Source organism: Pseudomonas sp. S3_B11 (genome assembly GCF_054667715.1).
The window spans coordinates 6672043-6684979 of the sequence record NZ_CP162749.1; the positions used below are offsets into that span (position 1 = coordinate 6672043).

Sequence of the window (12937 nt, forward strand, 5' to 3'; positions counted from 1 at the left end):
GGCTGCTCCCGTCGGGAGGGGCCAAACAAGCAGGTGACCAAGCTGGGGAACGCTGATGGCTTACTCATATACTGAGAAAAAACGTATCCGCAAGGACTTTAGCAAGTTGCCGGACGTCATGGATGTGCCGTACCTCCTGGCCATCCAGCTGGATTCGTATCGTGAATTCTTGCAAGCGGGAGCGACTAAAGATCAGTTCCGCGACGTGGGCCTGCATGCGGCCTTCAAATCCGTTTTCCCGATCATCAGCTACTCCGGCAATGCTGCGCTGGAGTACGTCGGTTATCGCCTGGGCGAACCGGCATTTGATGTCAAAGAATGCGTATTGCGCGGTGTTACTTACGCCGTACCTTTGCGGGTAAAAGTGCGCCTGATCATTTTCGACAAAGAATCGTCGAACAAAGCGATCAAGGACATCAAAGAGCAAGAAGTCTACATGGGTGAAATCCCCCTGATGACTGAGAACGGTACCTTCGTAATCAACGGTACCGAGCGTGTAATCGTTTCCCAGCTGCACCGTTCTCCGGGCGTGTTCTTCGACCACGACCGTGGCAAGACGCACAGCTCCGGCAAACTGCTTTACTCCGCGCGCATCATCCCTTACCGCGGTTCGTGGTTGGACTTCGAGTTCGACCCGAAAGACTGCGTATTCGTGCGTATCGACCGTCGTCGCAAGCTGCCTGCATCGGTACTGCTGCGCGCGCTCGGCTATACCACCGAAGAAGTGCTGGACGCGTTCTACACCACCAACGTTTTCCATGTGCAGGGTGAAAACCTCAGCCTGGAACTGGTGCCTCAGCGCCTGCGCGGTGAAATCGCTGTCCTCGATATCCAGGATGACAAAGGCAAGGTTATTGTCGAGCAGGGTCGCCGTATCACCGCTCGCCACATCAACCAGCTGGAAAAAGCCGGGATCAAAGAGCTGCAGGTGCCTCTGGACTACGTCCTGGGTCGCACCACGGCCAAGGTCATCGTGCATCCGGCCACCGGCGAAATCCTGGCAGAGTGCAACACCGAGCTGAACACCGAGATCCTGGCAAAAATCGCCAAGGCCCAGGTCGTTCGCATCGAGACGCTGTACACCAACGACATCGACTGCGGTCCGTTCATCTCCGACACGCTGAAGATCGACTCCACCGGCAACCAACTGGAAGCCCTGGTCGAGATCTATCGCATGATGCGTCCTGGCGAGCCGCCAACCAAGGATGCCGCCGAAACGCTGTTCAACAACCTGTTCTTCAGCCCTGAGCGCTATGACCTGTCTGCGGTCGGCCGGATGAAGTTCAACCGTCGTATCGGTCGTACCGAAATCGAAGGTTCGGGTGTATTGAACAAGGACGATATCGTTGCCGTCCTCAAGACCTTGGTCGACATCCGTAACGGCAAGGGCATCGTCGATGACATCGACCACCTGGGTAACCGTCGTGTTCGCTGTGTAGGCGAAATGGCCGAGAACCAGTTCCGTGTTGGCCTGGTGCGCGTAGAGCGTGCGGTCAAGGAACGTCTGTCGATGGCTGAAAGCGAAGGCCTGATGCCGCAAGACCTGATCAACGCCAAGCCTGTGGCTGCGGCGGTGAAGGAGTTCTTCGGTTCGAGCCAGCTGTCCCAGTTCATGGACCAGAACAACCCGCTGTCCGAGATCACCCACAAGCGTCGTGTCTCCGCACTCGGCCCGGGCGGTCTGACCCGTGAGCGTGCAGGCTTCGAAGTTCGTGACGTACACCCGACTCACTACGGTCGTGTATGCCCGATCGAAACGCCGGAAGGTCCGAACATCGGTCTGATCAACTCCCTGGCTGCCTATGCGCGCACCAACCAGTACGGCTTCCTCGAGAGCCCGTACCGTGTGGTGAAAGACGCCCTGGTCACCGACGAGATCGTGTTCCTGTCCGCCATCGAAGAAGCTGATCACGTGATCGCCCAGGCTTCGGCCACGATGAACGACAAGAAGGTCCTGGTCGACGAGCTGGTAGCTGTTCGTCACTTGAACGAGTTCACCGTCAAGGCGCCGGAAGACGTCACCTTGATGGACGTATCGCCGAAGCAGGTAGTTTCGGTTGCAGCGTCGCTGATCCCGTTCCTGGAGCACGACGACGCCAACCGTGCGTTGATGGGTTCGAACATGCAGCGTCAAGCTGTACCCACCCTGCGTGCCGACAAGCCGCTGGTAGGTACCGGCATGGAGCGTAACGTTGCCCGTGACTCCGGCGTTTGCGTCGTGGCTCGTCGTGGTGGCGTGATCGACTCCGTCGACGCCAGCCGTATCGTGGTTCGTGTTGCCGATGACGAAGTTGAAACTGGCGAAGCCGGTGTCGACATCTACAACCTGACCAAATACACCCGCTCCAACCAGAACACCTGCATCAACCAGCGTCCGCTGGTGAGCAAGGGTGATCGGGTTCAGCGCAGCGACATCATGGCCGACGGTCCGTCCACCGATATGGGTGAACTGGCGTTGGGTCAGAACATGCGCATCGCGTTCATGGCATGGAACGGCTTCAACTTCGAAGACTCCATCTGCCTGTCCGAGCGTGTGGTTCAGGAAGACCGCTTCACCACGATCCACATCCAGGAACTGACCTGTGTGGCTCGTGACACCAAGCTTGGCCCAGAGGAAATCACTGCGGACATCCCGAACGTGGGTGAAGCTGCACTGAACAAGCTGGACGAAGCCGGTATCGTTTACGTAGGTGCTGAAGTAGGCGCAGGCGACATCCTGGTGGGCAAGGTCACTCCGAAAGGCGAGACCCAGTTGACTCCGGAAGAAAAACTGCTGCGTGCCATCTTCGGTGAAAAAGCCAGCGACGTTAAAGACACTTCCCTGCGCGTGCCTACCGGCACCAAGGGTACCGTCATCGACGTACAAGTCTTCACTCGCGACGGCGTTGAGCGTGATGCTCGTGCACTGTCGATCGAGAAGACTCAACTCGACGAGATCCGCAAGGACCTGAACGAAGAGTTCCGTATCGTCGAAGGCGCAACTTTCGAGCGTCTGCGCTCCGCTCTGGTCGGCCACAAAGCCGAAGGCGGCGCCGGCCTGAAGAAAGGTCAGGAAATCACCGACGAAGTTCTCGACGGTCTTGAGCATGGCCAGTGGTTCAAACTGCGCATGGCTGAAGATGCTCTGAACGAGCAGCTCGAGAAGGCCCAGGCCTATATCGTTGATCGCCGCCGTCTGCTGGACGACAAGTTCGAAGACAAGAAGCGCAAACTGCAGCAGGGCGATGACCTGGCTCCAGGCGTGCTGAAAATCGTCAAGGTTTACCTGGCAATCCGTCGTCGCATCCAACCGGGCGACAAGATGGCCGGTCGTCACGGTAACAAGGGTGTGGTCTCCGTGATCATGCCGGTTGAAGACATGCCGCACGATGCCAATGGCACCCCGGTCGATGTGGTCCTCAACCCGTTGGGCGTACCTTCGCGTATGAACGTCGGTCAGATCCTTGAAACCCACCTGGGCCTCGCGGCCAAGGGCTTGGGCGAGAAGATCAACCGTATGATCGAAGAGCAGCGCAAGGTCGCTGACCTGCGTAAGTTCCTGCACGAGATCTACAACGAGATCGGCGGTCGCAACGAAGAGCTGGACACCTTCTCCGACCAGGAAATCCTGGATCTGGCGAAGAACCTGCGCGGCGGCGTTCCAATGGCTACTCCGGTGTTCGACGGTGCCAAGGAAAGCGAAATCAAGGCCATGCTGAAACTGGCAGATCTGCCAGAAAGCGGCCAGATGCAGCTGTTCGACGGCCGTACCGGCAACAAGTTCGAGCGCCCGGTTACCGTTGGCTACATGTACATGCTGAAGCTGAACCACTTGGTAGACGACAAGATGCACGCTCGTTCTACCGGTTCTTACAGCCTGGTTACCCAGCAGCCGCTGGGTGGTAAGGCGCAGTTCGGTGGTCAGCGTTTCGGGGAGATGGAGGTCTGGGCACTGGAAGCGTACGGTGCTGCATACACTCTGCAAGAAATGCTCACAGTGAAGTCGGACGATGTGAACGGCCGGACCAAGATGTACAAAAACATCGTGGACGGCGATCACCGTATGGAGCCGGGCATGCCCGAGTCCTTCAACGTGTTGATCAAGGAAATTCGTTCCCTCGGCATCGATATCGATCTGGAAACCGAATAACACGTGACGCGAATCGAGAGCGGGGCTGTTTTGCCCGCTCTCTGCTCCGCCAGGAGGAAAGGCCTTGAAAGACCTACTGAATTTGCTGAAAAACCAGGGTCAAGTCGAAGAGTTCGACGCCATCCGTATTGGATTGGCATCGCCTGAGATGATCCGTTCGTGGTCGTTCGGTGAAGTTAAAAAGCCGGAAACCATCAACTACCGTACGTTCAAACCTGAGCGTGACGGCCTGTTCTGCGCCAAGATCTTTGGCCCGGTCAAGGATTACGAGTGCCTGTGCGGTAAGTACAAGCGCTTGAAGCACCGTGGTGTGATCTGCGAGAAGTGCGGCGTTGAAGTCGCGCTGGCAAAAGTTCGTCGTGAGCGCATGGCGCACATCGAACTGGCCTCGCCAGTTGCCCACATCTGGTTCCTGAAGTCGCTGCCGTCCCGTATCGGCCTGCTGATGGACATGACCCTGCGTGATATCGAACGCGTTCTCTACTTCGAGAGCTACGTCGTTATCGATCCAGGCATGACCACCCTTGAAAAGGGTCAACTGCTCAACGACGAGCAGTACTTCGAAGCGCTGGAAGAGTTCGGCGACGATTTCGATGCCCGCATGGGTGCCGAAGCTGTCCGCGAGCTGCTGCACGCTATCGACCTGGAACACGAGATTGGCCGTCTGCGCGAAGAGATTCCGCAAACCAACTCCGAAACCAAGATCAAGAAGCTGTCCAAGCGTCTGAAGTTGATGGAAGCCTTCCAGGGTTCCGGCAACCTGCCAGAGTGGATGGTGCTGACCGTTCTGCCGGTTCTGCCGCCAGACCTGCGTCCACTGGTTCCGCTCGATGGCGGTCGTTTCGCGACTTCCGATCTCAACGATCTGTATCGTCGAGTGATCAACCGTAACAACCGCTTGAAGCGTCTGCTCGATCTGTCCGCTCCGGACATCATCGTGCGCAACGAGAAGCGTATGTTGCAGGAAGCGGTCGACGCACTGCTCGACAACGGTCGTCGTGGCCGCGCTATCACCGGTTCCAACAAGCGTCCTCTGAAATCCCTGGCTGACATGATCAAGGGTAAGCAGGGTCGTTTCCGTCAGAACTTGCTCGGTAAGCGTGTTGACTACTCCGGTCGTTCGGTAATTACCGTAGGCCCGACCCTGCGTCTGCACCAGTGCGGTCTGCCAAAGAAAATGGCCCTGGAGCTGTTCAAGCCGTTCATTTTTGGCAAGCTGGAAATGCGTGGTCTTGCGACCACCATCAAAGCGGCCAAGAAAATGGTCGAGCGCGAGCTGCCAGAGGTCTGGGACGTTCTCGCTGAAGTGATTCGCGAACACCCGGTTCTCCTCAACCGTGCACCGACCCTTCACCGTCTGGGCATCCAGGCGTTTGAACCGGTACTGATCGAAGGTAAGGCTATCCAGCTGCACCCGCTGGTCTGTGCTGCGTACAACGCCGACTTCGACGGCGACCAGATGGCCGTGCACGTACCGCTGACACTGGAAGCCCAGTTGGAAGCGCGTGCGTTGATGATGTCGACCAACAACATCCTGTCGCCAGCCAACGGTGAGCCAATCATCGTTCCGTCGCAGGACGTTGTATTGGGTCTGTACTACATGACGCGTGAAGCGATCAACGCCAAGGGCGAAGGTCGTGTGTTCGCGGATCTGCAGGAAGTTGACCGTGTGTTCCGTGCCGGCGAAGCCGCACTGCACGCCAAGGTCAAGGTGCGGATCAATGAAACCGTGAACGATCGTGACGGTGGCAGCGTCAAGAACACTCGAATCGTCGACACCACTGTCGGCCGTGCGTTGTTGTTCCAGGTTGTTCCACCTGGTCTGTCTTACGACGTCGTCAACCAGCCGATGAAGAAGAAGGCGATCTCCAAGCTGATCAACCAGTGCTACCGCGTGGTTGGTCTGAAAGAGACCGTGATCTTCGCTGACCAGTTGATGTACACCGGTTTTGCCTATTCGACCATTTCCGGCGTTTCCATCGGTGTTAACGACTTCGTTATCCCGGATGAAAAAGCCCGCATCATCGGTGCTGCTACCGAAGAAGTGAAAGAGATCGAAAGTCAGTACGCCTCCGGCCTGGTAACCCAGGGCGAGAAGTACAACAAGGTGATCGACCTCTGGTCCAAGGCGAACGACGAAGTCTCCAAGGCGATGATGGCCAACCTCTCGAAAGAGAAAGTCATCGACCGTCATGGCAACGAAGTCGACCAGGAATCCTTCAACTCGATGTACATGATGGCCGACTCGGGCGCACGGGGTTCTGCTGCGCAGATCCGTCAGCTCGCCGGTATGCGTGGCCTGATGGCCAAGCCGGACGGCTCCATCATCGAGACCCCGATTACCGCGAACTTCCGTGAAGGCCTGAGCGTACTCCAGTACTTCATCTCCACTCACGGTGCTCGTAAGGGTCTTGCGGATACCGCGTTGAAAACGGCGAACTCCGGTTACCTGACGCGTCGTCTGGTAGACGTTGCCCAGGATCTGGTCGTGACCGAGATCGATTGCGGCACCGAACACGGCCTGGTAATGACTCCGCACATTGAAGGCGGTGACGTTGTAGAGCCGTTGGGTGAACGCGTATTGGGTCGTGTCATCGCCCGTGACGTATTCAAGCCAGGTACCGAGGACGTGATCGTTCCTGCGGGCACCCTGGTTGACGAGAAGTGGGTCGAGTTCATCGAGCTCAACAGCATCGACGAAGTGATCGTACGTTCGCCGATCAGTTGCGAAACTCGCTACGGCATCTGCGCCAAGTGCTACGGTCGCGACCTGGCACGTGGTCACCAGGTGAACATCGGTGAAGCGGTCGGCGTTATCGCTGCCCAGTCCATCGGTGAGCCGGGTACCCAGCTGACGATGCGTACGTTCCACATCGGTGGTGCGGCAAGCCGGACCTCCGCGGCCGACAGCGTTCAGGTGAAGAATGGCGGTACCGTCCGCCTGCACAACCTGAAGCACGTTGAGCGAGTGGATGGTCACCTGGTGGCTGTATCGCGTTCCGGTGAGCTGGCCATCGCTGACGACTTCGGTCGCGAGCGCGAGCGCTACAAGCTGCCGTACGGTGCTGTGATTTCGGTCAAGGAAGGTGACAAGGTCGACGCTGGCGCCATCGTGGCCAAGTGGGACCCGCACACTCACCCGATCGTTACCGAGATGAAAGGTACCGTGACCTACGTGGGCATGGAAGAAGGCATCACGATCAAGCGTCAGACCGACGAATTGACCGGTATGACCAACATTGAAGTACTCGACGCGAAAGATCGTCCAGCTGCCGGCAAGGACATCCGTCCTGCTGTGAAGATGGTCGACGACAATGGCAAGGATCTGTTGCTGCCAGGCACTGACGTAATCGCTCAGTACTTCCTGCCGGCCAACGCCCTGGTCGGTGTTGCGGACGGTGCGCGGATCGCGATCGGTGATGTTATCGCTCGTATTCCGCAGGAAACTTCGAAAACTCGCGACATCACCGGTGGTCTGCCGCGTGTTGCCGACTTGTTCGAAGCCCGTCGTCCGAAAGAAGCCTCGATTCTGGCTGAAGTCAGCGGCACCATCGCGTTTGGTAAAGAGACCAAGGGCAAGCGTCGCCTGGTCATTACACCGAACGACGGTAGCGATCCGTACGAAGAGCTGATTCCGAAGTGGCGTCACCTGAACGTTTTCGAAGGCGAACAGGTAAACCGCGGCGAAGTTATCTCGGACGGTCCGAGCGATCCACACGACATCCTGCGTCTGCTGGGTGTGAGTGCGCTGGCCAAGTACATCGTGAACGAGATCCAGGACGTTTACCGTCTGCAAGGCGTGAAGATCAACGACAAGCACATCGAGACCATCCTGCGTCAGATGCTGCGTAAGGTCGAGATCGCTGAATCCGGCGACTCGAGTTTCATCAAGGGCGACCAGATGGAACTGACTCACGTACTGGTGGAAAACGAGCGCCTGGCGACCGAAGACAAGTTTGTCTCCAAGTTCACTCGCGTGCTGCTGGGTATCACCAAGGCGTCGTTGTCCACCGAATCGTTCATCTCGGCGGCTTCCTTCCAGGAAACCACCCGTGTGCTGACCGAAGCGGCGGTAACCGGCAAGCGCGATTACCTGCGCGGCCTGAAAGAAAACGTGGTCGTGGGTCGTCTGATCCCGGCCGGTACCGGTTTGGCCTATCACAGCGAACGCAAGCGTCGCCGTGATGCTGACAAGCCGTTGCGCGTAAGCGCCAGTGAAGTAGAAGCTGCACTGACCGAAGCACTGAACTCGAGTGGTAACTGAGTTCTGCGGTAATTGAGTGCCTGGCCCTGGTCACCCCGTTCGGCGGATCGAGACAAATTGTCGAGATCCGGCGGGCGGGGAGGTCGGGGCCTTGCCTTGACTGGGGACAAGATCCTCTTTAGACTCTTGATCCCCTAAATTTGGCGGGAATTCGTTCCTGCCATTTTGCTTTTCTTGTAAGACAATAGCGTCGCAAGACAACAGTGGAGCTAGTAGATGGCAACTATCAACCAGCTGGTACGTCAGCCGCGTAAGCGTATCGTCGAGAAATCCGACGTGCCTGCGCTGCAGAACTGCCCGCAACGTCGTGGCGTATGCACTCGTGTGTATACCACCACGCCGAAAAAACCTAACTCGGCACTGCGTAAAGTATGCCGTGTGCGTCTGACCAACGGTTTCGAGGTTTCCTCGTACATCGGCGGTGAAGGCCACAACCTGCAAGAACACAGCGTGGTACTGATCCGCGGCGGTCGTGTAAAAGACTTGCCAGGTGTTCGTTACCACACCGTTCGCGGCTCTTTGGATACTTCCGGCGTTAAAGGTCGTAACCAAGGTCGTTCGAAGTACGGTACCAAGCGTCCGAAATAATCGGCCGTTTTGCAGTTTTTAATTTTATTGAGTCGATAAGAGTAAGGTCGGGCACGCATCCGCTGTCCCGGGCTAACCTGAAGACCGTTTGAGGGCTTATCAATGCCAAGACGTCGCGTAGCAGCCAAACGTGAGATTCTGGACGATCCGAAATACGGAAGCCAGATTCTCGCCAAGTTCATGAACCACGTAATGGAAAGCGGCAAGAAAGCCGTTGCCGAGCGTATCGTTTATGGCGCACTGGACAAAGTTAAGGAACGCAAGAACAGCGATCCCCTGGAAATCTTCGAGAAAGCTCTCGACGCCATCGCTCCGCTGGTCGAAGTGAAGTCGCGCCGTGTAGGCGGTGCTACTTACCAGGTTCCGGTCGAAGTTCGTCCGTCCCGTCGTAACGCCCTGGCAATGCGCTGGTTGGTAGACTTCGCCCGCAAGCGCGGCGAGAAGTCCATGGCCCTGCGTTTGGCTGGCGAACTGTTGGACGCTGCTGAAGGTAAAGGTGCTGCAGTTAAGAAGCGTGAAGACGTGCACCGTATGGCTGAAGCCAACAAGGCTTTCTCGCACTACCGCTTCTAATTTTAGCGTCACTCAATTTGCGAGGGCTTTATGGCTCGTACTACACCGATTAACCGCTACCGTAACATCGGTATCGTCGCTCACGTGGATGCTGGTAAAACCACCACCACCGAGCGCGTCCTTTTTTACACCGGCAAAAGCCACAAGATGGGCGAGGTGCATGATGGCGCCGCGACCACCGACTGGATGGTGCAGGAGCAGGAGCGTGGTATTACCATTACTTCTGCTGCCATTACCGCTTTCTGGAAGGGTTCCGAGAAGCAGTACAAGGACGAGCACCGCTTCAACGTCATCGATACCCCGGGCCACGTTGACTTCACCATTGAAGTAGAACGTTCCCTGCGCGTACTCGATGGCGCTGTGGTTGTATTCTGCGGCACCTCGGGCGTTGAGCCTCAGTCGGAAACCGTATGGCGTCAAGCCAACAAATACGGCGTTCCACGTCTTGTTTATGTGAACAAGATGGACCGTGCTGGTGCCAACTTCCTGCGCGTGATCGGTCAGATCAAGCAGCGTCTGGGCCACACTCCGGTGCCTATTCAGCTGGCTATCGGTTCCGAAGACAACTTCCAAGGTCAGATCGATCTGATCAACATGCAAGCTGTCTACTGGAACGATGCTGACAAAGGCATGGTTCCTGTTCGCAAGGACATTCCTGCTGAATTGCTGGAAGAAGCCGAGAAGTGGCGTGGCAACATGGTTGAGGCTGCGGCCGAAGCCAACGAAGAGCTGATGAACAAGTACCTCGAGGGCGAAGAGCTCACCAACGAGGAAATCAAGGCCGCTCTGCGCCAGCGTACTATCGCTGGTGAAATCGTCCTGGCTGTTTGCGGTTCTTCCTTCAAGAACAAGGGCGTTCCCCTGGTTCTCGACGCCGTTATCGACTTCCTGCCTGCGCCAACCGACATTCCTGCCATCAAGGGTACTGACCCGGATGACGAGACTATCGAGCTGGAGCGTCATGCCGATGACAGCGAGCCGTTCTCGGCTCTGGCGTTCAAGATCGCTACCGACCCATTCGTGGGTACCTTGACCTTTGTCCGTGTTTACTCGGGCGTGTTGAACTCCGGCGACGGCGTGATCAACTCTGTAAAAGGCAAGAAAGAGCGCGTAGGCCGTATGGTGCAAATGCACGCTAACGCCCGCGAAGAGATCAAGGAAGTGCGCGCTGGCGACATCGCGGCCTTGATCGGCATGAAGGACGTCACCACGGGTGAAACCTTGTGCAACGGCGACAAGCCAATCATCCTGGTTCGCATGGACTTCCCGGAGCCGGTTATTTCGGTTGCCGTTGAGCCTAAGACCAAGGATGACCAGGAAAAAATGGGTATCGCTCTGGGCAAGCTTGCTCAGGAAGACCCGTCTTTCCGCGTCAAGACTGATGAAGAGACTGGTCAGACGATCATCTCCGGCATGGGCGAGCTGCACCTGGACATCCTGGTTGACCGGATGCGCCGTGAGTTCAACGTCGAAGCCAACATCGGTAAGCCTCAGGTTTCCTATCGTGAGCGCATCACGAAGAACTGTGAAATCGAAGGCAAGTTCGTTCGCCAGTCCGGCGGCCGTGGTCAGTTCGGTCACTGCTGGATCCGTTTTGCACCGGCTGACGAAGGTCAGGAAGGTCTGCAATTCGTGAACGAAGTCGTAGGTGGTGTGGTTCCTAAGGAATACATCCCGGCGATCCAGAAGGGTATCGAAGAGCAGATGAAGAACGGCGTTGTTGCCGGCTATCCGCTGATCGGCCTGAAGGCAACTGTGTTTGATGGTTCTTACCACGACGTCGACTCCAACGAGATGGCGTTCAAGGTGGCTGCTTCCATGGCAACCAAGCAACTGGCCCAGAAGGGCGGTGGTGAGTTGCTCGAGCCGATCATGGCGGTAGAAGTCGTTACGCCTGAAGACTACATGGGTGATGTCATGGGCGACCTTAACCGTCGTCGTGGCATGATTCTGGGTATGGAAGATACGGTTTCCGGCAAGGTCATTCGTGCCGAGGTTCCGTTGGGTGAAATGTTCGGTTATGCAACCGACGTTCGTTCCATGTCTCAGGGTCGCGCAAGCTACTCTATGGAATTCAAAAAATACAATACAGCTCCGTCGCATATCGTCGAGACTGTTACCAAAAAGCAAGGCTGATTCAGCCCTTTAGGCAAGGAGTTAATTGTCGTGGCTAAAGAAAAATTTGATCGTTCCCTACCGCACGTCAACGTTGGCACCATTGGTCACGTTGACCACGGTAAAACCACTCTGACTGCGGCTCTGACTCGCGTCTGCTCCGAAGTTTTCGGTTCGGCCGTTGTTGCTTTCGACAAGATCGACAGCGCTCCGGAAGAAAAGGCTCGTGGTATCACCATCAACACCGCGCACGTTGAGTACAACTCTTCGATTCGTCACTACGCTCACGTTGACTGCCCAGGTCACGCTGACTACGTGAAGAACATGATCACTGGTGCTGCCCAGATGGACGGCGCGATCCTGGTTTGCTCGGCCGCTGATGGTCCGATGCCACAAACCCGTGAGCACATCCTGCTGTCCCGTCAGGTAGGCGTTCCGTACATCGTTGTCTTCCTGAACAAGGCTGACATGGTTGACGACGCTGAGCTGCTGGAACTGGTTGAGATGGAAGTGCGCGATCTGCTGAGCACTTACGACTTCCCAGGTGATGACACTCCAATCATCATCGGTTCGGCTCTGATGGCTCTGAACGGCCAGGACGACAACGAAATGGGTACCACCGCTGTCAAGCGCCTGGTAGAAACTCTGGACAGCTACATCCCAGAGCCAGTTCGTGTTATCGACAAGCCGTTCCTGATGCCAATCGAAGACGTGTTCTCGATCTCGGGTCGCGGTACTGTTGTGACCGGTCGTATCGAGCGCGGTATCGTCAAGGTTCAGGATCCACTGGAAATCGTAGGTCTGCGTGACACCACCGTCACCACCTGCACCGGTGTTGAAATGTTCCGTAAACTGCTCGACGAAGGTCGTGCCGGCGAGAACTGCGGCGTTCTGCTGCGTGGTACCAAGCGTGACGACGTTGAGCGTGGCCAGGTTCTGGTTAAGCCGGGTTCGGTCAAGCCGCACACCAAGTTCGAAGCTGAAGTGTATGTTCTGAGCAAAGAAGAAGGCGGTCGTCACACTCCGTTCTTCAAAGGCTACCGTCCACAGTTCTACTTCCGTACAACTGACGTGACTGGTAACTGCGAGCTGCCAGAAGGCGTTGAAATGGTAATGCCAGGCGACAACATCAAAATGGTTGTCACCCTGATCAAGACCATCGCAATGGAAGACGGTCTGCGTTTCGCTATCCGTGAAGGCGGTCGTACCGTCGGCGCTGGCGTCGTAGCCAAAATCATCGAGTAAGCTCTTTCTTGAGTAAGCTTTGA

Annotated in this window: 6 protein-coding genes; all 6 read left to right on the forward strand. The window is 56.6% G+C overall.

Annotated elements, in window-relative coordinates:
- Positions 1-55 precede the first annotated feature (55 nt).
- Entirely contained in the window at positions 56-4129 is a 4074-nt protein-coding gene (gene rpoB / locus AB4O22_RS29910; RefSeq protein ID WP_013694338.1) for a DNA-directed RNA polymerase subunit beta, read from the forward strand.
- A gap of 64 nt (positions 4130-4193) precedes the next feature.
- The gene (rpoC, locus tag AB4O22_RS29915; RefSeq protein WP_003206095.1) at positions 4194-8393 is read left to right on the forward strand and encodes a DNA-directed RNA polymerase subunit beta'; all 4200 of its coding nucleotides are present in this window, start codon (positions 4194-4196) and stop codon (positions 8391-8393) included.
- A gap of 216 nt (positions 8394-8609) precedes the next feature.
- Complete coding sequence (rpsL, locus tag AB4O22_RS29920) at positions 8610-8981, forward strand: 30S ribosomal protein S12 (protein ID WP_003186084.1); 372 nt, start codon at positions 8610-8612, stop codon at positions 8979-8981.
- Positions 8982-9083: 102 nt separating this feature from the next.
- Positions 9084-9554 carry a 30S ribosomal protein S7 gene (gene rpsG, locus AB4O22_RS29925; protein ID WP_003186074.1) on the forward strand — a complete coding sequence of 157 codons (471 nt, stop codon included), beginning with the start codon at positions 9084-9086 and terminating at the stop codon, positions 9552-9554.
- 30 nt (positions 9555-9584) lie between these two features.
- Positions 9585-11690, forward strand: coding sequence for an elongation factor G (gene fusA, locus AB4O22_RS29930; protein WP_003206094.1), 2106 nt, complete (start codon positions 9585-9587; stop codon positions 11688-11690).
- Between the two features lie 30 nt (positions 11691-11720).
- Entirely contained in the window at positions 11721-12914 is a 1194-nt protein-coding gene (gene tuf / locus AB4O22_RS29935) for an elongation factor Tu (RefSeq protein WP_003186071.1), read from the forward strand.
- Positions 12915-12937 lie beyond the last annotated feature (23 nt).